The sequence below is a fragment of the Clostridium sp. FP1 genome, assembly GCF_011065975.2.
In the GTDB taxonomy this organism is placed as follows: domain Bacteria; phylum Bacillota; class Clostridia; order Clostridiales; family Clostridiaceae; genus Clostridium_AD; species Clostridium_AD tagluense.
Map to the genome: position 1 here is coordinate 1,398,900 of NZ_JAAMNJ020000001.1, position 24,895 is coordinate 1,423,794.

At 30.8% G+C, this 24,895-nt stretch carries 24 protein-coding genes; 7 read left to right on the top strand and 17 right to left on the bottom strand.

Features of this window, described 5'->3' with window-relative positions; genetic code table 11:
• Window positions 1-4: 4 nt before the first annotated feature.
• The 10 genes from mscL to G9F70_RS06825 form a co-directional block, all read right to left on the bottom strand.
• Window positions 5-400 carry a large-conductance mechanosensitive channel protein MscL gene (mscL, locus tag G9F70_RS06780; RefSeq protein WP_164946648.1) on the bottom strand — a complete coding sequence of 132 codons (396 nt, stop codon included), beginning with the start codon at window positions 398-400 and terminating at the stop codon, window positions 5-7.
• Between the two features lie 177 nt (window positions 401-577).
• Window positions 578-3,046, bottom strand: coding sequence for a CoA-disulfide reductase (locus G9F70_RS06785; RefSeq protein ID WP_164946647.1), 2,469 nt, complete (start codon window positions 3,044-3,046; stop codon window positions 578-580).
• Between the two features lie 37 nt (window positions 3,047-3,083).
• Complete coding sequence (locus G9F70_RS06790; RefSeq protein ID WP_164946646.1) at window positions 3,084-3,368, bottom strand: ArsR/SmtB family transcription factor; 285 nt, start codon at window positions 3,366-3,368, stop codon at window positions 3,084-3,086.
• Window positions 3,369-3,402: 34 nt separating this feature from the next.
• Complete coding sequence (locus G9F70_RS06795; RefSeq protein ID WP_164946645.1) at window positions 3,403-3,726, bottom strand: rhodanese-like domain-containing protein; 324 nt, start codon at window positions 3,724-3,726, stop codon at window positions 3,403-3,405.
• Window positions 3,727-3,897: 171 nt separating this feature from the next.
• Window positions 3,898-4,113, bottom strand: a complete 216-nt coding sequence (locus tag G9F70_RS06800) for a hypothetical protein (protein WP_164946644.1) — start codon at window positions 4,111-4,113, stop codon at window positions 3,898-3,900.
• Between the two features lie 55 nt (window positions 4,114-4,168).
• The gene (locus G9F70_RS06805) at window positions 4,169-5,281 is read right to left on the bottom strand and encodes an endospore germination permease (RefSeq protein ID WP_164946643.1); all 1,113 of its coding nucleotides are present in this window, start codon (window positions 5,279-5,281) and stop codon (window positions 4,169-4,171) included.
• Between the two features lie 74 nt (window positions 5,282-5,355).
• Window positions 5,356-6,492, bottom strand: coding sequence for a Ger(x)C family spore germination protein (locus G9F70_RS06810; RefSeq protein ID WP_164946642.1), 1,137 nt, complete (start codon window positions 6,490-6,492; stop codon window positions 5,356-5,358).
• A gap of 21 nt (window positions 6,493-6,513) precedes the next feature.
• Entirely contained in the window at window positions 6,514-8,007 is a 1,494-nt protein-coding gene (locus G9F70_RS06815; RefSeq protein WP_164946641.1) for a spore germination protein, read from the bottom strand.
• 413 nt (window positions 8,008-8,420) lie between these two features.
• Window positions 8,421-8,684 carry an ATP-binding cassette domain-containing protein gene (locus G9F70_RS27250; protein WP_318010990.1) on the bottom strand — a complete coding sequence of 88 codons (264 nt, stop codon included), beginning with the start codon at window positions 8,682-8,684 and terminating at the stop codon, window positions 8,421-8,423.
• Window positions 8,659-9,036, bottom strand: a complete 378-nt coding sequence (locus G9F70_RS06825) for a GntR family transcriptional regulator (protein ID WP_164946640.1) — start codon at window positions 9,034-9,036, stop codon at window positions 8,659-8,661. The genes G9F70_RS27250 and G9F70_RS06825 overlap by 26 nt, the downstream gene beginning before the upstream one ends.
• 395 nt (window positions 9,037-9,431) lie before the next feature.
• Between G9F70_RS06825 and G9F70_RS06830 the strand changes: the two genes are divergently transcribed.
• On the top strand, window positions 9,432-9,596 hold the full coding sequence (locus tag G9F70_RS06830; protein WP_125002068.1) for a zinc-ribbon domain-containing protein: 165 nt from the start codon (window positions 9,432-9,434) through the stop codon (window positions 9,594-9,596).
• A gap of 123 nt (window positions 9,597-9,719) precedes the next feature.
• Window positions 9,720-12,449, top strand: coding sequence for an EAL domain-containing protein (locus G9F70_RS06835; RefSeq protein ID WP_164946639.1), 2,730 nt, complete (start codon window positions 9,720-9,722; stop codon window positions 12,447-12,449).
• Window positions 12,450-12,507: 58 nt separating this feature from the next.
• Here G9F70_RS06835 and G9F70_RS06840 read toward each other — a convergent pair whose 3' ends face one another.
• Window positions 12,508-15,045: a cation-translocating P-type ATPase gene (locus G9F70_RS06840; protein WP_164946638.1), complete on the bottom strand. Its 2,538-nt coding sequence runs from the start codon at window positions 15,043-15,045 to the stop codon at window positions 12,508-12,510.
• 277 nt (window positions 15,046-15,322) lie between these two features.
• On the bottom strand, window positions 15,323-16,543 hold the full coding sequence (locus G9F70_RS06845) for an amidase domain-containing protein (RefSeq protein WP_164946637.1): 1,221 nt from the start codon (window positions 16,541-16,543) through the stop codon (window positions 15,323-15,325).
• A gap of 183 nt (window positions 16,544-16,726) precedes the next feature.
• Between G9F70_RS06845 and G9F70_RS06850 the strand changes: the two genes are divergently transcribed.
• Window positions 16,727-18,073, top strand: a complete 1,347-nt coding sequence (locus G9F70_RS06850) for an MATE family efflux transporter (protein ID WP_164946636.1) — start codon at window positions 16,727-16,729, stop codon at window positions 18,071-18,073.
• Window positions 18,074-18,085: 12 nt separating this feature from the next.
• Here G9F70_RS06850 and G9F70_RS06855 read toward each other — a convergent pair whose 3' ends face one another.
• Complete coding sequence (locus tag G9F70_RS06855; RefSeq protein ID WP_164946662.1) at window positions 18,086-18,355, bottom strand: polysaccharide deacetylase family protein; 270 nt, start codon at window positions 18,353-18,355, stop codon at window positions 18,086-18,088.
• 109 nt (window positions 18,356-18,464) lie between these two features.
• On the opposite strand from G9F70_RS06855, the gene G9F70_RS06860 reads away from it, so the two are divergent.
• Window positions 18,465-19,199 (top strand): polysaccharide deacetylase family protein, encoded by a 735-nt coding sequence (locus G9F70_RS06860; protein ID WP_164946635.1) that lies wholly within the window; start codon window positions 18,465-18,467, stop codon window positions 19,197-19,199.
• 52 nt (window positions 19,200-19,251) lie between these two features.
• Here G9F70_RS06860 and G9F70_RS06865 read toward each other — a convergent pair whose 3' ends face one another.
• From G9F70_RS06865 to G9F70_RS06880, 4 genes are all read right to left on the bottom strand, one after another.
• Window positions 19,252-19,716 carry a hypothetical protein gene (locus G9F70_RS06865; protein WP_164946634.1) on the bottom strand — a complete coding sequence of 155 codons (465 nt, stop codon included), beginning with the start codon at window positions 19,714-19,716 and terminating at the stop codon, window positions 19,252-19,254.
• A gap of 423 nt (window positions 19,717-20,139) precedes the next feature.
• A complete protein-coding gene (locus G9F70_RS06870) occupies window positions 20,140-20,490 on the bottom strand; it encodes a PqqD family protein (protein WP_164946633.1) in 351 nt (116 codons plus the stop codon).
• Window positions 20,477-22,399, bottom strand: coding sequence for an OPT family oligopeptide transporter (locus G9F70_RS06875; RefSeq protein WP_164946632.1), 1,923 nt, complete (start codon window positions 22,397-22,399; stop codon window positions 20,477-20,479). The genes G9F70_RS06870 and G9F70_RS06875 overlap by 14 nt, the downstream gene beginning before the upstream one ends.
• Before the next feature lie 460 nt (window positions 22,400-22,859).
• Window positions 22,860-23,048: an EscE/YscE/SsaE family type III secretion system needle protein co-chaperone gene (locus G9F70_RS06880; protein ID WP_164946631.1), complete on the bottom strand. Its 189-nt coding sequence runs from the start codon at window positions 23,046-23,048 to the stop codon at window positions 22,860-22,862.
• A 182-nt stretch (window positions 23,049-23,230) separates the two neighbouring features.
• On the opposite strand from G9F70_RS06880, the gene G9F70_RS06885 reads away from it, so the two are divergent.
• Genes G9F70_RS06885 through G9F70_RS06895 form a run of 3 tightly spaced genes read left to right on the top strand, consistent with a single transcriptional unit; the run spans window position 23,231 to window position 24,884 of the window.
• Window positions 23,231-23,407, top strand: coding sequence for a hypothetical protein (locus tag G9F70_RS06885; RefSeq protein ID WP_164946630.1), 177 nt, complete (start codon window positions 23,231-23,233; stop codon window positions 23,405-23,407).
• Between the two features lie 38 nt (window positions 23,408-23,445).
• Window positions 23,446-24,144, top strand: coding sequence for an ABC transporter ATP-binding protein (locus G9F70_RS06890; protein ID WP_164946629.1), 699 nt, complete (start codon window positions 23,446-23,448; stop codon window positions 24,142-24,144).
• Window positions 24,138-24,884: an ABC transporter permease gene (locus G9F70_RS06895; protein WP_164946628.1), complete on the top strand. Its 747-nt coding sequence runs from the start codon at window positions 24,138-24,140 to the stop codon at window positions 24,882-24,884. The genes G9F70_RS06890 and G9F70_RS06895 overlap by 7 nt, the downstream gene beginning before the upstream one ends.
• Window positions 24,885-24,895: the final 11 nt, after the last annotated feature.

Genomic DNA, 24,895 nt, shown 5'->3' on the forward strand with positions numbered 1-24,895 from the left:
TATATTATTTTTTTTCTTTTAGTAAGTCTCTAATTTCAGTTAATAATAATTCTTCATTTGAGGGTTTAATAACAATAACTTCTTCAGCTTTTTTCTTTTTAATGGAGTTTATAGCCTTTATAAAAATAAAAAGTGAAAATGCGATTATTAAAAAATCAATAATAGATTGAATAAATAATCCGTATCTAATTGATAACTCTAACGTTCCAGCTACAGCTGGATGTATAACGTATTTTAAATTAGTGAAATTAATTCCACCTAATAGTAAACCGAGTATAGGCATTATAAGGTCATTCACTAAAGAGGTAACAATTTTAGAAAATGCCGCACCTATAACAACACCTAATGCTAAATCTAAAACATTTCCTTTAAGAGCAAATTGTTTAAATTCTTTCAACATATATGTAGCACTTCCTTTCAAATTCTATTTTACCAATTTAAATATAAATTATCAAAGGTATTTTCTGTGAACAATATAAATTTATAAAAGTAAATAATATTTTGATTCAATAAAGGATGATAAAATTACTGGAAGAAAAAAGAAGCATGGAAATACTAATCCATACTTCTTAAAATGTTAAATAAACAAATTTACATTGGAATCTTCAGCCTCACCTAAGTAATAACCAACTCCGCCAATTTTTACTCCATCTATGAGTTCCTCTTGCATAATTCCCATAACATCCATGGACATTGAGCAAGCGACTATTTCTACGCCACTATCCATTGCTGATTTTATTAGGTCCTCAAGAGAGCTTATATTCTTGTTTTTCATTACCAAGCGAATCATTTTTGATCCAAGGCCCATCATGTTCATTTGGGAAAGTTTAAGTTTTTTACTTCCTCTTGGCATCATAAATCCAAACATGGAATCTACTAGACCCTTTTTTACAGATACTTTTTCAGGTTTCCTTAAGATATTAAGACCCCAGAAAGTAAATAATATGGTAACTTTACTACCCATTGCAACTGCTCCATTTGCAATAATGAAGGCAGCAATTGCTTTATCTAAGTCACCACTAAAAACTACCATGGTTTTATTGTTTTTTTCTACTGTATCTGATGCAAGGTATTTATTTACTTTTATGAGCTTGTTACTTTTTTTTTTAATAAAGGCATAAACCATACCTTTTTCTTTTCTTAAATCTAACAATTCATTGTTTGTTTTGTTACACCAAGATTTAATATCCTCATAAAAACCAGGGTCAGAAGCTGTAACTTTTAATATTTGGCCATCATTTAATTCGTCAATACTAGCTTTTACTTGCATTAGTGGTCCTGGGCAACATAAACCGCAAGCATCTAAGATTGTATCATAATTAGAAGTGTCGTTATCTACTCCCTCTTTTATAACTTGAGTATCAGGATCTAAAATCTGTCTTTTTGGTGTATCACCTTTATTTGGAGTGAAATTTGAAATTGAAACTGACTTATATCCTCCAGTTAAGTTTTTAACCTTAAATTCATTTTGAGATAAAATTCTTGCAGCTACATATCCACGAAGTCCTACCTGACAATATTCAAGGATTTCCTTGTTTTTATCAAGTTCACCAATTCGTTCTCTTAAACTATCTACAGGAATGTTTATAGCACCTTTCATATGGCCATTACTAAATTCCATTTCAGTACGAACATCCAGTACTATGGCATTTTCTTTATCGTAGGCCATAAACTCATCTGTGGTCAATACATCCATTCTTCCAGCTAGTACATTTTCAGCTACAAAACCTGCCATATTTATTGGATCCTTAGCAGATGAGAAAGGTGGTGCGTAGGAAAGTTCAAGCTCTGTTAAATCAGTTACTGTTCCTCCTAGGCGTATAACTGTAGCAAGCACATCTATTCTCTTGTCAACTCCATCATAACCCACAGCTTGAGCTCCTAGTATTCTGCCGTCCTCATTAAAAATAAGCTTTAAAGTCATTGAAAGAGCGCCAGGGTAGTAAGATGCATGACTTGCGGGATGAACGAATATAACTTTATACGGAATATTAAGCCTAGTTAGTGTTCTTTCATTATTACCTGTGCTTGCAGCTGTTAAGCCAAATACCTTAATAATAGAAGTTCCTTGGGTTCCCTTATAAGTAGTGGCAAGGCCTGCTATATTATCAGCGGCTATTCTACCTTGTTTATTTGCAGGACCAGCTAGTGGTATTGCAGTATTTGTTTTGTTTATAAAATCTACAACTTCAATAGCATCGCCTACTGCAAATATACACTGTGAACTAGTTTCCATTTTATCATTTACTAAAATATGACCCCTAGCACCTGTTTTAATACCAGCTTCTTTTGCAAATCCAGTGTCTGGAATTACACCTATAGCCAATATAACCATATCGGCGCTTAGTTTTGTGCCACTATTTAAAGTTATTTCAACGCTATCTTCATTATCTTTAAAAGCCTTTACTCCATCGTTTAATAGTATTTCCACACCATTATCAGAAATCTCCTTTTCAACAGTTAAAACCATATCTGTATCAAAAGGAGCCATTATGTGAGGAGCCGCTTCTACTATAGTAACACTCAGGCCTCTTTGTTTTAAGTTTTCAGCCATTTCCACGCCAACATAGCCTCCGCCGATAACTATAGCAGTATTAACGCCTTTTTTATCCACATATGCTTTTATGTTATCAGTATCTGGTATATTTCTCAAAGTGAATATTTTCTTACTATTAATGCCTTCTATATTAGGTTTAATTGCTTTTGCTCCTGGTGATAAAACTAAATAATCATAGCTTTCTTCATAGGTACCACGAGTCTTACTATTAACTGTTACAGTCTTTTTGGCAGTGTCAATTCCTATTACATCACTGTTGTTTCTTACATCTATATTAAATCTTGCTTTCATACTCTCAGGTGTTTGTACTAAGAGTTTATCTCTATCTTTTATTACTTCACCAATGTAATAAGGCAGTCCACAATTTGCAAAAGAAATGTATTCATCTCTTTCAAACATAATTATTTCTGCATTTTCATCTAGTCGTCGTAGTCTTGCTGCGGTTGAAGCTCCGCCAGCTACTCCACCTACAATTAATACTTTTTTCATAACAAATATTCCTCCTTTTACTTTTTAAATCTATTTATTAACTCAATATCAAAATTGAATTTATGAAGTTTATTATTCTTTTATCTTTAATTTTATAGTTGACTTCAAGGCCATGGCGAGTGCATTCTATTACACCAGCATACCTTAATTTCTGTAGATGCTGAGATACAGTAGATTGAGGAATCTCAAGGCAAGACTGCATATGGGAAACATTACACTCGCCTTGATCTAATATACCTTTTACTATGCATAACCTAATAGGGTGTGCCAATACTTTTAGAGTCTCAGCAATTTCATTGTATTTTTTATAATCTGTATCCATAGCTCTTCCTCTTTCCTGAATTTTCATATTAATATTATCTAGTTATATTGTATCTCCAAGAGGATAAGCCGCGAGTAAGATGGTAAATGTTTTTAAAGGAATTGTTTGCCAAAGTATCAACGGCTCTGGGGCTTCTTCCACCAGACGCGCAATAAACAAGGACGGGTTTGTTTTTATATTCATCAAGTTCAGAAAGCGACCTAGGAAGAATCTGAACTGGAAAAAGCTTTGCTCCTGGAATGTGACCATCATCATACTCTTCTTTAGTTCTTACATCTAAAATAACAAATTCACTATTTTCGCTTATAAGTTTATAAGCTTCTTCTGCAGTAACATTTTTAATCGTTGAATCTACCACAATATATGCCTCCTTAAAAATACAATTCTATGTATTGCTATATTGCAATATTACGATATAACAATATAATAAAATAATAACATATATAAAACAAAAAGCAATAGAAATATCAAAGTTTATTAAATATTTCTATATGCCATAATATGCTATAATCAATCACAATAAAAAAAACTAATTATTTTTACCGAATACTGCTTCTACAATGTATTTTATTCTATTTGATGGACTTGGTAACTGTACGCCCAAAGTTAGAAGAACGCTAATTATCATTGAAAATATAATAAGAGAAAAATAAAAAAATATTTTACCACTATTTTTTTCTTTTAAAAGTGGGATAGTTTCAAAAAACATAACTATGATATATGAAATTATTACAAGTAAAAACATCTCTAGATTCTCCTTTTATTATTTTCCTAGGTTAATAGGTTCATTTGTTCTACCACTACCCTTTATTTCCAGTAGTTACGCTTGTAGCTGCTAAAATTCTACTTCTAATCTCCGCCACAACAAAAATAATTAATGGTATTATGACTTCAAAAACAAAGGAATAATATGGCCAAATATTAGAAGTCCAGAATGACATTTCCATGATACTTTTGTAAATGAAAAAAGAGAAGCTTAACATTAAAAGAGCTACAGGTGTTGTAATAAATTTGTAATCATCAAAGCCAAAGACCTTCGAAAATCCATTGCAAACTGCAAAAATGCATATACATACTTTAACGAAGATACATACTAGAAAAATAATAACTACTAACATTTCAAGTCTTTCAAGCAATTCACCGAGGTGAATAAGGCTTATTGCCATGGGAGATGGGAAATATACTCTAAATATGGTATTACTACCTAATATTAAAGTATTTCTTAATGTTGATAAAACTATAAGCCCTCCACCTATGAATAAGCCTACTATAAATGTTTTTTTGTAATTTTTAACTTTGGATATATTTGAAAATACCATTGTAAAGATTACGGTTTCACCCAAGGGATAAGAAAAACTTGAGAAAGCACCTTTTAAAATTGGTGTGACACCATTGTTCAGTATTGGTTTTAATCTGCTTACATTCATTTGTGGAATTGCTAATATAGAGATAGTTAAAAATATTATAATTACAACCCAAATGAAGAATTCAGACCATCTTCCTAAGACCTCAATACCTTCTTTTGTACACCATATAAGTAGTATAGTAAAAAAAATCATAGGTACTACTACCGGTGTTTCATCGAATACTAAAGCACTAGTAAAGTCTGATAGGGTTCTAAGAATTAAGGTTCCATCATGAAATGCAAACCATATCATTAGTATACTTATTAATTTCCCTAGAAACTTCCCCATAAGGATTTGAAGTATATCAAATAAATCTTTTCCAGGGAATAAGGATAAAATTCTAGAAAAGATAAGTAACAATATAATAGACCAGGTCATAGCAATAATTATTGCAATCCAGGCATCTTGTTTTGCCTGGCCCCCAGATCCAGCTAAAAAACTACTTCCAATTATGAAAAGTATTATAAGTATTGTAGCTTGTCTTTCAGAAATAACTTCATTTTTCATTTATACCTCCTACACTACTTACTGTTATAATATATAGTAAATAACAAGCTTATTGTTTTACAGAATTGATTAGATTATTTTTCTATTATAATAGGAGAATTTGTCGAACCACTACCATTTATTTGAAGGTATACGTTAACTTCAGTTTTTATGTTAGAAAAAATATCTTTTCCGTTTTTTTTGAAAATTTCACTTACTTTTGGTTTTTCTTTATCGAAAATTTCTCCAAAACCTAAAATGTCGCTTTCATAATCTTTCTGTAATTTACTAATTAAAGACTGTATCTGGGTCTTGATTTTATCTTCTGCTTCGCCTTGAAGTGTTTTTAAGGATTCCTCTTCCATAAAATTCTTAGTTCCTCCAATTTCATCTATAGTTACAACAGGGTATATATCTATTACAAGTGATACTATTCCATTGTTATAAAGGGGAGTTAATTTAGTCTTATTTTTATGTATTCCTAAGGTTACAACAGTGTCAGAACCTGAAACGTTTTTTATAACAATTAGTCCTTCTTTTAATTTGTTTTTAATCATAAGCATGTATAGGGTTTCGTTCCCATTTAGATATCCTATAAGTTTATCTGATTTAAAAATAGCAGAGCCTTCTAGATGAGGGGATATAGTTCCGTTATTTAGTTCATTTTTAACTATAGCTACTGCTTCAGACTTTCCGCTTGAAGATATCCCATCTATAAATGACCATAACCTTGAATCAGTAAATTTAGAAAGTGTTTTTCCTGACTTCATGGTCTCGTCAAGATGAAAGGAAGTTACTTCATTAAGCTTAACATTACCTCTTAAAATTTCGGAAGCACTATTCCCCTTTGCTATTAGCATCCACATATCTGATCTAACATCGGAGGATCTATCAACCCAATCAATTACAGGAATTACACCTTCCCTTGCTAAAGAATCACTTATTATTACTACCTTTGCGTCACTCCAAAAAAGTTTTAAACCGGTTTTTTCTATGGTATCTCTCACCGCGTTAAATATACTGTCACCTTCGGATTTGTAAAGCTCAGAACTAATGATTGAGGATACACCTTGCATTTGTGTGGTTATAATTTCCGTTGTAACAATATATTTATTTGTTAGTACATCTTTATCTATTGCCATACCAGCTACTATTGCCAATTTATTTACTTCTACATAATTCCAACACCCGCATAATATGATAGGGCACATGGCTATTAAAAAAACTACCATTACTAATTTTTTTTTTTCATTTTAAACCTTCTTTCGCCCTTGTTTTATGCGCTTTTTATTTTTTGAAAACATCTTTGGTCTTAAATACATAGCCCACCAGGGAAATCTAATTGCCGTATCTTTTATATCCTGAGTGGAAAAAGAAGGGACGTTAAGCATATAGGGTATACCAAAGGAGCGTATAGACATCATATGAAGCACTAAACCCATTACGCCAAAAATATAACCATACAAACCTAGGAAGGAAGATAACAACAAAAAAATTATTCGTATCTCTACTAGTCCTAAAACTTGAGGTAGCATAATGCTTGCAATTCCTGTTATTGCAGTAATTATTACTATAGGAGCGCTGACGAGTCTTGCGCTAACTGCAGCATCACCAAGCACTAAGGCACCTACTATACTAATTGCGGCACCAACTTGTTTAGGCATTCTAAGACCTGCTTCCTTAAGTATCTCAAATATAATCATCATGGCCATGGCTTCTACAATTGAAGGGAAAGGTGTTCCTTTTCTCGCAGAATATATACTTAGAAGAAAGGGAGTTGGAATAAGTTCTTGATGGAAGGTAACAAGTGCCACATATATGGCCGAAGTGCTAGTACTAATAAAAAAACACAACCATCTAAGCAATCTTACAAAAGAGGAATATAAAAAATTGTCATAATAGTCTTCATTACTTTGAAAAACCTCAACAAATATAGTCGGAAGAGTTAAAACAATAGGACTTCCATCACAGATTACTGCAAACCTTCCTTCGAGAAGTTTTGCTACAACAACATCAGGTCTTTCTGTATTAATCATGGTTCTAAAAGGAGAATAAGGAGCATCTTTAATAAGTTCTTCAACGTAACCAGAATCTAAAATACCATCAATATCAATATCATTTAGTCTTTTCATTAATTCCTTAAGTATAGGTTCCTTTGCTATGCCCTCAATATAACACACACAAATTTGAGTTTTAGTTTGTTTCCCCATTTTCATAAATGTGAATTTTAAGTTAGGATTGATAACACGGCGCCTAATAAGTGTAAGGTTCAGGTTCATTGATTCGGTAAAGCCTTCGCGAGGCCCCCTAACTATAGTTTCTGCTTGAGGCTCTGAAATATCCCGTGTTTCCCAACCGATAGTATCTATAATAATTGCATTAGCAAAACCATCTATGAAAAGCATTGTTTTTCCATATATAATGCCACTTATAATATCATCAACAACGTCGGATTTTTTATTGTTTCCGGTTAAAAGTACTTCTTGCATTAAAACATCCATAATTTCACTATGATTAATATGGGCTATATGACTTAATAAAATTGGTTTTATAATATTTTCATTAATCAATTGGGTATTTGCCATTCCGTCAATGTAAATCAGCATACACTTAGTTATATTAGGTCTGCCAACTGATAGAGCTCTATAAACGACTGTTGTATCATTAGTAAAAATATTTTTTATTATATTAATATTTTCATCTAATGAGGTTACTAGTTTTATATTTGAAAAGTCATTTGTATCCATAAATTAAGCTTCCTTTATATTATAATAATTAACCACGTTGAGATATTTTATCCAATTTGTAAATACATTATTCACATAGGTTTTTAGGGGTAGACTGTGCTGAGGAATCTTCACCACTTTGCAAAGTGAATAGAAGGAATCCAGAACTTATAATAATAAGACAGGGACGGTTAACAACTAATTGCCTTAAAGTGCAATTAGTTGTTAACCGTCCCCTTGTTTTTTAACTTTGTTTTACTTGAAATACTCTCGAACAAAATCAGGTACATAGCCAACTTCCCCCATTTCATATGTATATATTTCTTCCAAGGTAAGAGGAATAACATCAATAATCACAGGATTAAACTTATTAAAGTGCTCAATAATATCAGATTTGTTTCCACGAACGATTAGAAGAAGTATATGAGCATTGTTTAAAAGTTCCTCTGGTACTTTATCCTTAAATTGTGGGAAGAGATGAGAATAGTCATTTCTTTATCTGCTACATCCTGAATTATTAAGTTTTTAACTTTTTGTCTCATAACTGGATCTAAGCCGTCAAGTGGCTCATCTAAAATCATAACCTTAGGCATAGTTGATAGTGCAAGCCAGAAGGCAACCTGTCTTTGCATACCTTTAGATAAACTATTTATTTTTTTATTGAAATCGTATTTATTCCCCCTCTTTATTATTTTCAACCTGTGAAATTATTTTTATAACATCTTCTTTTGTCATACCTAGATACATTGCTTCAGATAGTATTTTTCTTAATTCACTTTTTATTTTTTTTAGTTTTTCAGAATCCATCACTTGTGCTGAGGGAGTAACAAAACTGCCTTTTCCCTTTAGGGAGTAGATATATCCTTGTATTTCCAGTTCCTTATATGATTTCTGAATAGTATTGGGATTCATAGTAAGCTCTATTGAAAGAATGCGAACAGAAGGCAGTTGCTCATTAGGTTTCAATATTTCACTAATTATAAGTTCCTTAAATTTTTCTACCAGTTGTTCGTAAAGGGGTAACCTGCTTCTTAAATCTAATTCAAACATCTCATTCCTCCTTTTTTATTATTTGCATAACTCTTGATTCTAGAATGTATAATATTGGTGTATTAACTGTACTATCAAACGAGATACAGTTATAATATAGACTATAAAGAATAAATACTGGATTATAAAGGTATAAATGCGAAATAATAGATAAATTAACATTTAAATCCATGGTATATTTTAATAAAAATTAAAAAACATTTGAGAAATATTGTTAAAATACAATAAAGAATGTATTGCATTTTACATTTATATATGGTAATATAAGGTCATACTAACTGTTTAGTAGCATTTAGTGCTGAGATTAAACTAGATAACAACATATCCTCTTTTTAGAATATAATTGTTAATCGGTTGTTAGATCTTAATATTTTGAAAAAGGAGGAATGTTTAAAATGGCAGATAAAACTTTAGTTTGTAAAGACTGTTCTAAAGACTTCGTATTCACTGAAGGCGAGCAAGAATTCTACAAAGAAAAAGGATTCGATAATGAACCTCAAAGATGTGTTGATTGCAGAAGAGCAAGAAAACAACAAAATGACAGAGGATTCAGAAGATAGTAAAAAGATTATTATAACTCTATAGGATTAAACCTATAGGGTTTATTTTTTTGCTCTAAAATTATAATTATACGGTTCCATGGGTTGGGAATGTAGTATAATACTTAATAAGGAGTGGATTAAGTGATTAAAAACAAAAGTAAACTTTGGTACAAAAAAATAAAAATATTAAAGTGTTTTGCAGCTATATTTTTACCCTTACTTCTAATTTTACTATCAGCATTATTTGCTGTTAATAACCTGCAAATACAAAAGGACAAGCAAATATTTATGGAGAGAGAAAAGACTGTAGGTAAAATTAATAAATTAAATATCCAGACTACTTTTAACTCCGTAACTGCAGATTTGAAGGTTATAAAGGATGCAGCTATACTTAATGATTATGTTAATAACTCTACAACGCAGAATATTTCTGAGTTAAATAAAATGTTTATGAGATTTAGTAAAACTAAAACGATCTATGATCAGTTAAGACTTATAAATGTAGAAGGAATGGAGATAGCCAGGGTAAATTACAATGGTGGAAATGTATACATAGCTTCTCAAAAACAGCTTCAAAACAAAAAACAAAGAGATTATTTTAAGGCTACAATGAACTTAAAACCTAAAGAAATATATATTTCACAATTTGATTTAAATCTTAGAAATGAAGAGGCAAATAAGCCTACTATACATTTTGGGGCCCCAATATTTAAAGGCAATGGTGAAAAGTTTGGTGTATTGATTTTCAACTATTTAGGTAAGAATGTATTAGAAGAAATTAATGAAAATGTAAAACAAAATAGAGAATTTAATGTTGAATTATTAAATTCTGAAGGATACTTTCTAAGAAGCAGGGATGAAAAACATATTTCATTTAAAAGTGAAAACAAAGACATGTGGGATATTATAAGCCATAATGAAAGCGGATATTTAGAAAACAAGAAAAATATATATTATTATGATACAATTTATCCACTTTCTTATATTAGAGAAAAAAGGGATGCTAACTTTACGCAGAGCACGGGATACACCTATTGGAAAAGTATCATTAGCTATCCTAAGGATGATTTTAGTTTTATAAAAAAATTAGTTGATAATGGGTTTCTGGACATAGGATATATATTTCTCATAATCATTTTAGTATCTTCTGCTGTAATTACGCACATAATCTTTAAAAGGCAAGAAGCTTTAGAAAGATTAAAGGCAGCAGGCAATATTTTTGATAATTCAAAGGAAGCTATATTAATTACAGATGCAGAAACTCGTATTACATATGTAAATAGAGCTTTTTTACATATTACAGGGTACAGTGAAGATAAAGTTTTGGGTGTGAAAACTTCCTATTTTAAATCAGGAAGACATAATAAAGAATTTTATAAAAATATGTGGCAATCCATAATAACTTATGGAAATTGGCAAGGGGAAGTTTGGGACAGAAAGAAAAATGGGGAATTTTATCCTAAATTGTTAAACATACTTGCAATAAAAGGTGATAATGATAAGGGGATACAATATGTAGGCATTTTTGAAGACTTAACTTTACTAAAAGAAAAAGAAGAAAAAATTAATATTCTAAAAAATTATGATGGGCTTACCTCATTGCCCAATTTATATTTAATGAAAGAGTTAATGCATAAAAAAATTAGTGAAAATTCTAATATGGAAGATTGTAGATATTATTTGGTATCATTAACGGTCACAAACTATGATATTGTAAAGAATGGGTTAGGCTTAAAAAAAGCTGATTCATTGATAGTAACTACACTAAAAAGAATAAAAAATCATATGGAGGATAATTTTATTATAGGTTCTTCAGGTAAAAATGAATTTATGATTCTTTTAGAATGTATTAAAGATGACAATATTATATTGGAGTTTGCTAAGAATGTTTTAAATGAATTTAAAAATCCTTTTTTGATAGAGGATGAAGAAATAATCGTTCAGTTAGCTATGGGAGTTACGAGCTATGAAGAGGATTCAGATACCGTAGAACTTCTAATTGAAAATGCTAATATAGCAAAGATGTATGCGACAGAGGAAGCTGAAAGTAACGTGAAGTTTTATAAGCGTGAGCTAAAGGTGGAATATTTGGAAAGTATTAAGATTAAGCAACTACTAAGAGGAGCATTAGAAAGAGGTGAACTTTATTTAACTTATCAACCTCAAGTTGATTTAGAATCTGGACAAATAGTGGGAACAGAGGCTTTAATAAGATGGAATAGTCCAGAACTTGGAAATATATCACCAGTTAGATTTATTCCTCTTGCAGAAAAAACAGGACTTATTTTACCATTTGGTGAATGGGTATTAGATGAAGCTTTAAGGCAAACTAAAAGGTGGAGAGATCAAAAATTGAAACCTATTCTAATGTCAGTAAATATTTCGCCTGTGCAATTCAAAAAAGTGGATGTTTTTAAAATCATAAAGGAAAAATTAAAGAAGTATGATTTAAGTGGTGAATCGTTGGAAATAGAAGTTACAGAGGGGTTACTCCTTGATAATGATCCTAATTTGATGACTCAATTAGAAAACATTAACAATATTGGAGTAAGACTGGCAATGGATGATTTTGGTACAGGCTATTCTTCACTAAGTTATTTAAGGAAATTTAAATTCCATAAGATAAAGATAGATAGAGAGTTTGTTAAAGATTATCCGGAAAATGATGATGGTACCATAGCAAAAACAATTATAAATTTATCAAAGAATTTAGAGATTACAGTTATAGCTGAGGGTGCCGAAACGGAGGAACAAATTGATTTTTTAAGAAAAAACAAATGCAATCAAATTCAAGGATATTATTATAGTCCGCCAGTTTTACCTGGGGAATTTGAAGAACTACTTAGGTCAGGGCATTTTGAGGGAAAATAGAAACTTAAAAGAAAACCCAAAACACTTAAATATCTTAAGTGTTTTGGGTTTTTAGTATTTAAGACAAATCATTTAAATTTTTAATTGCAGGAATTTCTTTTACTTTGTTGTGCTTTGAATTATTAAAAAATTTAACAATTTCCCACCAACCAGTAGACGTGGCACCAAGGATGCATGCTAGTATAGCGGTTTTAAAATTCATGGCCACAGTTTTAAAAATAGGGTGAGCAGCTGGAATATACACTATGGAAAATAACATTACTAAAGCTAAACTATTAATATAAAATCTAGCTTTACTACCTTTTTCTTTAAAAATGCTAATTAGATATTTAGTATTAGATCTATTAACTAAGACTAGAATTACATTTCCAACTATCAAGACCATTAGTGAAAAAGTTCTTGCAAAGTCAGCGCTTAAACCTGAATCCACCATATAGTGAAAAGGCAAAAATGATGCTAAAAACATTGTTGTACCCTGAAGTAGAACTTTTTTTGTTAAGCCTTTTGTAAGTAGTGGCTCTTCTGGCGACCTTGGTGGCTGCTCCATTATATAATCTTCTGCTGGTTCACCTTCAAAAACTATAGAGCAAGTTGGATCCAAAATTAGCTCCAAAAGCACAATATGAACGGGCAGTAATATTTGCGGTAAGTTAAAAATAGGTGAAAATAATGCTAAGGTCATAATAGGAATATGAATTATCATTATATATACCATAGCTTTACGAATGTTATCAAAAACCCTTCTTCCATCTTCTATGGAGTGAACTATAGTTGTGAAATTATCGTCCATTAGAATCATATCCGCGGCTTCTTTCGCAACTTCTGTTCCTCTTTTTCCCATTGCAATTCCTATATTAGCATTTTTTAGTGCTGGGGCATCATTTACTCCATCACCAGTCATTGCAACGATTTCACCATTTTTTTTAAGTGCCTTAACTATCTTCATTTTATGTTCTGGAATTACTCTTGAGAAAACATCACAATGGCTCACTGCGGTGCAAAGTTCATCTTCTGTCATAGCATCAATTTCATCTCCAGTAATTGCACAATTATTAGATTCAAGACCTATTTCATTGCCTATAGCCATAGCTGTTTTACAATAATCTCCTGTTATCATCATTACTCTTACGCCAGCTTTTTTACATACATTTATAGCATCCTCTACCCCTTCTTTAGGTGGATCTTGAAGTCCAATTAATCCCTTGAAACATAAGCTATACTGTTCTAAACTATCATTAAGGGTAGAAGTTACTAGATCAGCTAAAGCAAGAACTCTTAATCCCTTGTTAGCCATACCGTCTATAATATCCAAAATTTGTATTTCTTCATTTTGGGTTAAATTGCATAAGGGTAGTATAGTTTCTGGGGAACCTTTAGCTGCCACATAATAGATAGCATTTTCTTTGTAGATATTTGCCATTCTTTTAGTTTTAGAATCAAAAGCAAATTTTTTAGATAGCTCAAGGTTGTAAAGCTCAGTTATGTCTATTTTATTTTTGCCAGCATCTACTATAGCTTTCTCCATAGGATCATATGGATCTTTTTCACAAGCTAAAACTAAAAGTTTAGCTAAATCTTTGTCCTGCATTTTATCAGGGTCTATAAATCCATTGCTATATATAGCTTTTGCGCGCATTATATTTTGCGTGATTGTTCCTGTTTTATCCACGCAAAGCACTGTGGCAGAACCTAAAGTCTCCACTGCAGGGATGCTACGAATTAAGGTGTTCTTTTTAGCTAGCCTAAAAGCACCTAGGGATAAGAATATTGTAAGCACCACTGGAAATTCCTCTGGTATAATGGCCATAGCCAAGGTTATACCTGCAAGGATGCTCTTAACAAACTCACTAGTGTGCATATAGGAAAAAGTTATTACTAAAATGCATAGAATAAAACCGGCAATAGCTAAGGTTTTTACTAAATAATTTACTTTATTCTGAAGTGGAGAAAGTTCCTGCTTTGTTTCACTTATTGCTTTCCCTATTTTCCCATACTCAGTTTCAAAGCCTATTGTTTTTACTTTAGCAGTACATTTTCCGAAATTAGACAGTGTACCAGCATATAAATAATCCTGTTTAAAATAGTCTTTTGAGGAATCTATAGTTCCGACTACTACCTTGTATACAGGTTCACTCTCTCCAGTAAGGGAAGATTCATCCACGGAGAAATTTGATTCCTCTATAACTTCACAATCTGCAGGAATACGGTTTCCCTCGGATAAAAAAATTATATCAGAAGGCACAAGTTCAGAGCTTTTAATTACTTGCTTTTTACCATTTCTCATTGCAGTAACATGAGGCGCGGTCAAATCTTTTAGCGCATCTATAGTTTTTTCGGTTTTCCACTCCTGAAGGAAAGTTATGGTGGCAACAAAAATAACAAATATAAGCATTATACTACCTTCGCCAGGTTCCCCTAATACAAAATATAAGGTAGCGGCTCCCGCTAATAATAAAAACATAGGCTCTTTGAATACACTTAAAAACTTTAGTATAGGATTAGACTTTTTAGTTTTTATAAGCTCATTAAAACCATATTTAGCTCTAAGGGCTTCTACTTGTTCATTATTCAGACCATTTAATAAATTATTTTTCATTTATTACACCCCATTATCAATTAATAATTAGTACATTAATTATTATATGCTACAAATATAGAAATGTTAAGTGTTTTTAAAAAAAATTACAAGAATAAAGATTATCAATTGATAATTAGAAACAGATATTAATGGGAATTAATTGTAAATAATATGCATTGATATATGATAATAATTATTGAATGAATTGATGTATAAGAACTAAATATCCTATAACAGATGCGAATATACTCGTATATAACACAACTAAAAATGAGGGGGCCATAATTTGGCACCCTTATTTTAAATGTATTAAGTAAAAATTAATATTTTTATCTCCCCAGCCTAAATCCCAAGGCACATGATATCTATCAATGGTGTGTGTGTTAACAAGAGGGTAACCATGAGAGTCAAACCCTGTAACTATAGCAAAATGATCTATATCACTACCTTTGGCATAACAAATAAGATCTCCTATATCTAGTTTTTGCATTGCTCCACAGGGATAGCCAGGAAGAGGAGAAACTAACTGGTTAAATGTCCCTTTCCCTAGTAGCTTTCCTCTGCCACTATAAAGTAAATAATTTTTAAAGGCATCAGCATTAACCCATGCTGAGCTTCCGTCAGCTCCACCATATTTTTTATAAGTACATTGCCAAATACTATCAAATCGTAGTCCGCCACCTTCACTATCTCCAATTGATTGAGATACATAATTAGTGCAATTGCCTCCATTGCCAGTATAGTTTGTGTATTTTTTATTATATTTTGTTGAATTTCCACTTGCCCAAGGTATTCCACAGTATTTATCCGCATATTTAACTGCGCTTATTTTGTCGTATCGACCTTTGGGAACAACCTTTACCTCAGATGATATTTTAGGACAATTACCTAGGTTATAAATAGTTTTTTTGTTAGCATCAAGTTTAAAGTTTTTTAACTCTCCCACATAAGATTTTAAAGCATCTTCAAAACAGTCTAAATACCAATCAGAATAAATTATCCATTTTTCATCTTTTTTTATTAGATCCATAGAATGTGTTAATCCTACACCAAAAACATTTGTAGTAGGGGTTATATCATTTTTGTAACTATACTCGAATTTATAATATTCGTCCACCAATAAGCGAAGACCTCTTTTGGTTGTAGTTACTTTTCTAACGTTAGGAGTAGATTCAACTTTTGTAAAATTCATGCCTCTTTGACTTGACCAATCATTAAAATAATTTAATCTTTTAACTTCATGCTCTAAACTCCATTTTCCAAGCTTTTGAGAAGGATCATAATAACTAGGAAGATTAGTAAGATCTTTAGTAATAAACATGGAACAACGATCATTATAAATATTTTCCATCACCTGTGTGATTTCAGTTTTATCAGGAGGTAATAAAGCTATTGTAGGAATAGTTATATTTTTATTTGTGTAAAAATTATTGAATTTATAAAAAAACAAATTCAATAGTAAAACAAAAGACAAAATAGCAGTAAAAATACCAGCTTTGCAAATGTGTTTTTTCATGAATTTATACACCTCCGAATTATTTGAAACAAAAAATAAGCACTAAGTTAGTATTCCACATTAATAAGATTTATTGCAAAAATAAATGATGAATTAATTTCAAATGTTGGGAAATTGTTCATCAAAATGAATTTTATTAATATACTTAATAATGGTAATTAATTTTTGTGAGGTAGCTTATGTATGGCGAATAAATATACAACGAATGAAGTTCTCAATACCTCCTTGCCAGTAGTTGCGGAGATAACAGTATATACTCTAATGTCTATTTTCGATTTAATGATGATTGGGAAATATGGCGGGAATATAGCAGTAAGTGCAGTGGGGATAAGTAATAGTTTAACAAATGCATTTATAGGTATATTTATTTTTGGGGGAGTTTGTATAAGTATTGTTTCATTAGTGTCTAGACTAGTAGGTGCAAAGCAGTATAAAATTGCTGAAAAATTTGCGGTATTAGGATTTATTTTAGGTGCTAGTATTTGTTTAATTATTACAGTTTTATTTTTTTATTTTGGAAAAGAACTCCTTTATATACTTGGAGCTAGGAATGAAATTTTACAAATAGGATATTCATTTATAAGAATTAATTCTATAGCCTTATTCTTTTGTATGAATATGCGGCTTTTAAATTCTGTTTTAATAGGATACGGAAACACTTTTATACCATTCATATGTTCTTTAACTGTATTTTCATTTAAAATATTTTTCAATTATTTGTTTATTTTTGGTGTTATGTTTAAGGAGATGGGTATAGAAGGAGCTGCTATAGCTTCTACAATTGCTTATTCATGTGGTTTTGTTTTTTCTTTTTACAATACTGTTATTAAGGCGAGAATCAATTTCAAAACTATTTTTAATCTCAAGATTTCAAAAGGTGATATTAAAAAGATATTAAGATTAGCTATTCCTTGTTCATTGGAAGAAGCAACCTTTAGCATTAGCAAATTGATATGTGTTGCTATTATAATTAAATCTGGCAGCGTTTCCTTTGCAGCTGATGAAATAGCTAATATGATAGAGGGAATTTCAGTTATGCCTGGTATTGGATTTGGTATGGCGGTTATTACTTTAGTAGGACATAATATAGGGAAAAGGGATTATAAAAAAGCAAAATCGGCTACTTTTAATTGTGCTTTTTATGCTTTATTTATGATGAGTATATTCGCAATGATATTCTTATTTATGCCAAATATTTTGGTGAATTTTTTTGTTAGTGAAAAAGAAAAAAAAGTTGCTTATTTAGCTGGGCGGTGTCTTGCTATAGGAGCGGCAGAGCAACCGTTTATAGGGATATCCCTAGTCTTTGCTGGTGCATTAAAGGGCTTAGGAGACGTTAAGAATCCCTTTTTAATTTCTTGTTTTACAAGTTGGGTTATAAGATTACCATTAACATATTATTTTATACATCTTTTAAAGTATCCAGTTACAGCAGTATGGTGGATTACAACGCTACAATGGGCAATAGATGCATTGCTTATGTTTATATTTTTTAAATACAGATTTAATAAATTATCAAAAAATCAATAAGGATTTAGATAATTAACGAGTGTTCAATCTTGATCTTAACACTTCCATGCTATCACTTGGAATTACACATATCCTGTGCAAAGTATAAATCCCATCATTTTTTCTTGCAACCCTATCTCCAAGTATAAAACCCATAACATATCCGGCATCCTTTGCCGCCTTCATTGTATTATCGTTATATTTTGAATATGGATAAGCTATGTAATTTACTTTCTTACCTAAAATGTTCTCTAAAATTTTCTTTGATTCTTTTAATACTAATCCATGATTTTTCAGGTACATTGCATTAATTTCCACTTATTATATAGGCCATTTTTGATAATAATAAATTATAAAGCTATGTACTTAAGCGTAACAATATATGTTTAATTAAATTTAAGAAGGAGAAAACATGAAAAAAAAAGGTTTAACTAGGTTTATAGTTTTATTGCTGGGAGCATTTTATTTATTTATTAATTGTTGTTTATTAGGTAGTCAAAAAACATTAGCATACTCTAGTTTAAGTAAAGATGACGAAAAAGTAATATATTTAACCTTTGATGATGGACCTAGTGTCCTGACAGATAAAATTTTAGATATACTTAAAGAAAATCATGTAAAGGCTACTTTTTTTCTTATAGGGAATCAAATCAAAGGTCAAGAAGCAGTGGTAAAAAGAATATATAATGAAGGCCATAGTATGGGGCTGCATACTTATACCCATACATATAAGAAAATATATTCTAGTAGAAAGGCATTTATAGATGAGATGCTACAAACTCAGGGTGAAATTAATTCCCTAACAGGAATTAAACCAACAATAATAAGATTCCCTTTTGGCAGTAGAAAACATTTAAATGGGCCTTTTTTAGAGCAACTTCATAGTTATAATTTTAAAATATACGATTGGAATGCTATTATGTCTGATGGAGTAAATTTTAGAACTCCTACAGAGCAGTTGTATAGAGAAGCTACAAAAACTACAATTACAGAGCATCCTATAATATTGCTTATGCATTGTGACTATATGCATAAAAATACTTGTAAGGTACTACCTAGAGTAATAAAATTCTATAAGGATAATGGATATGAATTTAAAATTATTAATGATGTAACGCCAGAGCATTACTTTCCTATTAAAAAGTAATAAAAGACTAATTGCAAAATATGCAATTAGTCTTTTATATTATAGTCAAAGATTAACTATGACTTTCTAAGTCTTGAATAAGTTTTGTTTTAGCTTGAATAATACCAGACAATGATATATATGCTTTGGAGGTTGTACCATTGCTATTTGTAATCAATCTTCCTTGTATATCAAGAAATAAGGCTAATATTTCTTTTTCAGAATTAATAGAAAAACTCAAAAATTCTTTAGGCGTTGTAGCGTCAGTAGAATATATTCTTAAATTAAATTGACTTATTAAAAATGAAATTTTATCATATATTGCAAAGTCAATTTTTTCAGTTTCATCATCAGTGACTTCTTTTTTTAGTTTTTGGTAGTAAAGAACAATTTTATCTACGTTGTAAGCTAAAACCTTAGATAATATCTTTACACCAGGAGGGAGATTGGGTTGCTTACTAATTTCTGTGTAAAGAATCTCTCGTTTATATGCAATGGCTATAGCTTTATCTATAATGTCTATAATGTCGTATCCCAAAACAAAATAACCTCCTTTTAAGATTGCGTGGTGGATAACAATTATATTTCCTAAAGTTGTAAAATTTAAATATTACTAATTTTTCAAGCTTAATTGTTTTGATGATTTATTCAAGACACTATAATTGTACTATAACATAAAAGGAAAAACTACGGAGAGGTTGAAATTAAATTAATATCTCTTTTATATGCAGTTTCGATTTTACCTGTAGAATTATGCATAGAGTATAACCTTAAGCATCTGTATTGGGGTTGCCTGATTTTTCCTTATGCGGAAATAAGTCTGGTATAATCTTTTTGTCTTAAATTATTCATTTTCATAAATATATTTTACAGCTTTTCCTGGACATTTTGGGCCTGGGAATTGTATTTTTGCAAAAAAAAGACTGCTACACTAATTTCTTAGTGCAGCAGTCTTTTTGCATTAGAAATTTATTCTTTTTATATAGTGACAATTAACGTCGATATGGTTTAAGAACAACAATAATCTTTCATAAAGTGGTTGAACTTTATCACCATACTTTGACTCTAGACTTTCTCCAATATCTTTTACAGTTTTCTTGCCATCTATCTGTAAAAACACACAACTTCCATATTCATCTAAAGAAATTTTTTTATACTCTGGAATTCTGAATTTAAGTTTTCTAAAGAACTTTTGGAACTTATGATCTTGTTTTTCAAGTATAGTAACAATATTGCCTTTATCCACTTCATATTCTAAATTGTGAGAGATCTTATATATTATATTTAAAACGTCTTCGTTATTGCTTGGCATTTTTTACCTTACTGCTTACTATAGGTATTAGAGTAGCTATTATTAGACCTAATAATATTATAACTGCCATTCCATTAGAAGCAGTAAATCCACTTGGTCCAACTCCTTTTATAACACCTGTTACTTGAAGTATTATACCTATAAGTCCTATTATAGAACCACCGGCAACAAGTCCAGAAGATAAACTTATACCATTAGAAATTTTAACATCTTTTTCTTTTTCAGATTTAGAAGTTTTTTCTACAAATAAGCGAACTAATGCACCTATTAATATTATAGAAGTTGTAGCTATTGGTAAATAGAAGCCTATAGCTACTGTCATTACAGGAAGTTTTAATAAGAATAAAACAACTCCCATAGCAGCACCAACGATGATCATAACCCAAGGTAATTTACCTGACATTATACCAGCAGTTAATGTTGACATTAAGTTAGCTTGAGGTAGTGCAAATGGAACATTATCACCAGTCATTGCAAGTTGGCTTGAAAGTAATAATATAGTACCAATAACTACTATAACACCAACTATGCCAGATATAGCAAAGTACTTATCCATTTCATTTTTGTTACCACCTACTATGAAAGTAACCTTTTGTGATTGAGCGTAACCTCCAGCTACAGATATAGCGGTAACTATAAATGTACCAAATAAAAGTAATGATTTGTTGCTTTCAGGATTTTTCCATCCCATTGCAACAAATAATAATGTTACAACAACTATAGAAGCTATAGTCATACCGGATACAGGAAGGTTTGAAGTTCCTATAGTACCAGTTAAACGACCAGAAACTATAACAAATAGTAATGATAAGAATAATGATAAAATAGAAGCAAATATAGCCATTGCTATATTACCACCAGATACCACGAAACCACCTATGAAACATACTACTACTCCACCAAATAACATTAGGGTTCCAGCAGATGAGCCACTACCACTATTTGAATCCTTAGCATTCATAGTTTCTTTTATGGAAGATATTATAGTAGGTATAAGTTTTATAGCACCTATTAAACCACCAGAAAGCATCATACCAGCACCGATATATTTTACATAACTACCAGCGATATGTTTAACTTGCATAGCGTTTATAGCAACACTCGGATTATTCCATACAGTTGCACCATCTCTTCCAAGGTTTGAGAAGTAACCTATTAAAGGCATAATACCGAAGTTAGATAATAAAGAACCAGCAAACATAGCTACAGAAACCTCTAAACCAACTATGAATCCTATACCTAATAATAGAGGGTTAACTTCAACTTCAAATTTCCACTTATAAAAAGTTTCGTTTACATAGCTTATAACGTTATTAGCTACATTTAAAAATGAACTAGTTACAACAGTTATAATACCACCTATTCCGAAACCTATTCCCATGAACTTCATTGATTCTCCAGCACCTTCTGAAGCGACAAGTGTTTCAGATATAGCCATTGACTCAGGATACATTAATTTACCGTGTTCTTCAATCATTAAGTAATTGTAAACAAGAGAAGCTATTCCGATACCGAATAAAACTCCACCTACGCCAACAACAAAACCTTCTAAGAAAGTAACTTTAGCACCTATTAAAAGAATTGCTGGTAAAACAAATATTATACCACTAGCAACGGATTCTCCACCGCTTGCCATACCTTGAACTAAGTTTTTGCCAAGGATACCTTTTTGTTTAGCAAATGCAGCTATAAATGCGGAACCTATTATAGAACCTGGTATACCAGCGGCAACTGTAAGCCCTGATTTCATACCTGAATAGGCAGTTGATGCTGAAAATATTACAGCTAAAATAATACCGATTATTAATACGGCAACGTTTCCACCAGATTTAGAACCACTTGAAACGTAGGGAACGTAGTCTTTACCAGCTACGCCACCATATGCATGTTTTGATAACTTATTATCCATAAGTCATACCTCCTTTTATATTTTATAACTACAATTATAACACGCTTTCGACATAAAACGATTTTTCTCAATTTTGCGAATAAAGGAATTTACCTATTTAGTAATTTGCAATAGTTCTAATAATTATACAATTTATGACCTATACATTTTTACAACTATTCAGGGTTTCAAATAAAGTGCGATTTAAATTTGAAGCCCTTGGAGATGTCATAGGCTATTTTCGCAATAAAAATTCGGTTAATATTATATATTTACCTTAGAACATAATGCTGTTATTGATCCATTCTTAGTTATAGGATTTAAAAAGAAAAGAGCACAAATGATTTTGAATGAATATAAAAATGTTACTCCTAGGAATGGAAGATATTCAGAAGGGGGTTTAAAGAAAAAAGAAGAGTTCTATGAAAGATTTATGGACATAAAATAAAGGCCAGCTATTGCTGACCTTTTTATTTATTTTCTACTCTGTGTAATTTGAAAGTGTATCAGTAGCTGTCTGTAATGCGGATTGAACAGCATTAAGAGTATTCTGAATTTGTTGTCTGTTTTCTTCCTTTTCTACTGTGCTTATGGCTTCAGTAAGACTAGTTCTTGAAGTTTGAAGTTTGTGATATACATCTTCAACCTGTTGTCTTGCATTCTTTTCCATACTAATTCCTCCTTTAATCTTTAATAATACGGTTATAGTATTTGAACTTAACTTAAAAAAATACTTGAATATTAAAATTTATAAAGTATATAAAATTAAGCTGGAATTAAGGTTAGCTAAATAATAACTTAAACTCTAAGAGTTAGTATAAGTACATAAGGTAATCGAGAGGAGAAATTAAAATGAAAAAAATATTTAAATCTTTAATAGCAGTAATATTAATGGGGTCAGCAACATCTACAATAGATAGATTTACAGGAATCCATTTATATGATGTGTATATGGGCGGAGTAGTAATGTACATTTCATATGTAGCTTTAATGGGATTTAATGATAAGAAAGTACAAGCTAAACAATAACTTAAGGGATAGAAAGATTAGAGCGGGGGTGTAGAAGTATGAGTAATTATATTGTAGAGACTAAGGACTTAATAAAAAGCTTTAAGAATTTTAAAGCGGTAAATGGTATAGATTTAAAAGTTAAAGAAGGAACGATTTATGGATTCTTAGGACCAAATGGAGCAGGGAAATCTACTACTATAAGAATGTTATTAGGACTTATTAAAGCAACTTCTGGTGAAGTAATGGTTTTTGGAAAAAATATTAAAGGTAAGCGGGAGGAAATTTTAAGAGATATTGGTGCTTTAGTTGAAATGCCTTCTTATTATGAACATTTAACCTCTTATGAAAACTTAGAAATAACTAGAGTGGTTTTAAAGCTTAATAAAACAGAGATTGATAGGGTGCTAGCTCTTGTGGGTTTATCTGAAGTTAGAAATAAGAAAGTAAAGGAATTTTCATTAGGTATGAAGCAGAGATTAGGAATAGCACAGGCGTTAATGGGAAATCCAAAGCTTATAATTTTAGATGAGCCAACTAATGGATTAGATCCTTCTGGTATTCAAGAAATTCGAGAGTTAATTAAATCATTATCAGGGGAAAAAGGTAAATTATTGGTTAGTGGTGAGAATTTATCACCATCAAAGTTATGTAGAGAACTTGTTTTAGCAGGATTTGATGTTAATTACTTGTCTGACGAGGGTAAATCTTTAGAGGACATGTTTTTGTCATTAATGATGGAGGAAGAGGTATGTTAGTAAGATTAATAATTAATGATATCTATAAACAGAGGAGAAGCATGCTAATTTTTATGGTTATAGCTATACCAATTTTCACTTCAGTGCTACTGGCTATTGACTTTGGTATAAGATATGAAAGTTATCTTTATCCACTTGCATTAAAAAAAGGTATTACATCTTGGTCAATGTTATTATTAGAGCAAAAAATGGTGTTTTTTAAAGAATACTTGCCTTTATTTGGAGCTATAATAATTTCATCTTTGTTTGATAGTGAGTATAAGAATAATGGGTGGACATTGTCATTAACTTACCCAATTGCAAGGGGAAAAATTGTTATATCAAAGTTTGTAGCAAGCTTAATATTTATGAGCATTATGTTAATTATAAATAGCTTATCATTAATTGTAGTAGGAAAAATCATAGGATTTCCCGAAGCTATTAATAGCATGTATTTTGTGAAAATGTTTTTTATTCAATTTATATCAGTTGCAGGAGTTATGACAATACATTTATATATTACAATAAAAAATAAAAATGTTTTAAAATCAATAGGAGTAGCTGCAATTATAACCATTGTTTCTTCAGATTTATTTTATAGAGGAATAAGTATAAGCAAATATAATCCATACTGCTTTGCATCTTTTTCTGATGGATTAACTAAAGCGAATTTAAGTTTGCAAATTATAATGTCAGCAGTTTTAATCTTTATAGGATTATTTTCTGCAGTGATATATTTCAATAAAAAACAGAGTTATTAATAGGAGGCATA

What these genes read in the sequence shown, in the direction of transcription:
- mscL (WP_164946648.1), bottom strand. Translation starts at nt 400, where the DNA reads ATGTTGAAAGAATTTAAACAATTTGCTCTTAAAGGAAATGTTTTAGAT.
- G9F70_RS06785 (WP_164946647.1), bottom strand. Translation starts at nt 3,046, where the DNA reads ATGAAAAAAGTATTAATTGTAGGTGGAGTAGCTGGCGGAGCTTCAACC.
- G9F70_RS06790 (WP_164946646.1), bottom strand. Translation starts at nt 3,368, where the DNA reads ATGGATACAGATTATAAAAAATACAATGAAATTGCTGAGACTCTAAAA.
- G9F70_RS06800 (WP_164946644.1), bottom strand. Translation starts at nt 4,113, where the DNA reads ATGTTTTTACTTGTAATAATTTCATATATCATAGTTATGTTTTTTGAA.
- G9F70_RS06805 (WP_164946643.1), bottom strand. Translation starts at nt 5,281, where the DNA reads ATGAAAAATGAAGTTATTTCTGAAAGACAAGCTACAATACTTATAATA.
- G9F70_RS06810 (WP_164946642.1), bottom strand. Translation starts at nt 6,492, where the DNA reads ATGGTAGTTTTTTTAATAGCCATGTGCCCTATCATATTATGCGGGTGT.
- G9F70_RS06815 (WP_164946641.1), bottom strand. Translation starts at nt 8,007, where the DNA reads ATGGATACAAATGACTTTTCAAATATAAAACTAGTAACCTCATTAGAT.
- G9F70_RS06825 (WP_164946640.1), bottom strand. Translation starts at nt 9,036, where the DNA reads ATGTTTGAATTAGATTTAAGAAGCAGGTTACCCCTTTACGAACAACTG.
- G9F70_RS06830 (WP_125002068.1), top strand. Translation starts at nt 9,432, where the DNA reads ATGGCAGATAAAACTTTAGTTTGTAAAGACTGTTCTAAAGACTTCGTA.
- G9F70_RS06840 (WP_164946638.1), bottom strand. Translation starts at nt 15,045, where the DNA reads ATGAAAAATAATTTATTAAATGGTCTGAATAATGAACAAGTAGAAGCC.
- G9F70_RS06845 (WP_164946637.1), bottom strand. Translation starts at nt 16,543, where the DNA reads ATGAAAAAACACATTTGCAAAGCTGGTATTTTTACTGCTATTTTGTCT.
- G9F70_RS06850 (WP_164946636.1), top strand. Translation starts at nt 16,727, where the DNA reads ATGGCGAATAAATATACAACGAATGAAGTTCTCAATACCTCCTTGCCA.
- G9F70_RS06855 (WP_164946662.1), bottom strand. Translation starts at nt 18,355, where the DNA reads ATGTACCTGAAAAATCATGGATTAGTATTAAAAGAATCAAAGAAAATT.
- G9F70_RS06860 (WP_164946635.1), top strand. Translation starts at nt 18,465, where the DNA reads ATGAAAAAAAAAGGTTTAACTAGGTTTATAGTTTTATTGCTGGGAGCA.
- G9F70_RS06870 (WP_164946633.1), bottom strand. Translation starts at nt 20,490, where the DNA reads ATGCCAAGCAATAACGAAGACGTTTTAAATATAATATATAAGATCTCT.
- G9F70_RS06875 (WP_164946632.1), bottom strand. Translation starts at nt 22,399, where the DNA reads ATGGATAATAAGTTATCAAAACATGCATATGGTGGCGTAGCTGGTAAA.
- G9F70_RS06880 (WP_164946631.1), bottom strand. Translation starts at nt 23,048, where the DNA reads ATGGAAAAGAATGCAAGACAACAGGTTGAAGATGTATATCACAAACTT.
- G9F70_RS06885 (WP_164946630.1), top strand. Translation starts at nt 23,231, where the DNA reads ATGAAAAAAATATTTAAATCTTTAATAGCAGTAATATTAATGGGGTCA.
- G9F70_RS06890 (WP_164946629.1), top strand. Translation starts at nt 23,446, where the DNA reads ATGAGTAATTATATTGTAGAGACTAAGGACTTAATAAAAAGCTTTAAG.
- G9F70_RS06895 (WP_164946628.1), top strand. Translation starts at nt 24,138, where the DNA reads ATGTTAGTAAGATTAATAATTAATGATATCTATAAACAGAGGAGAAGC.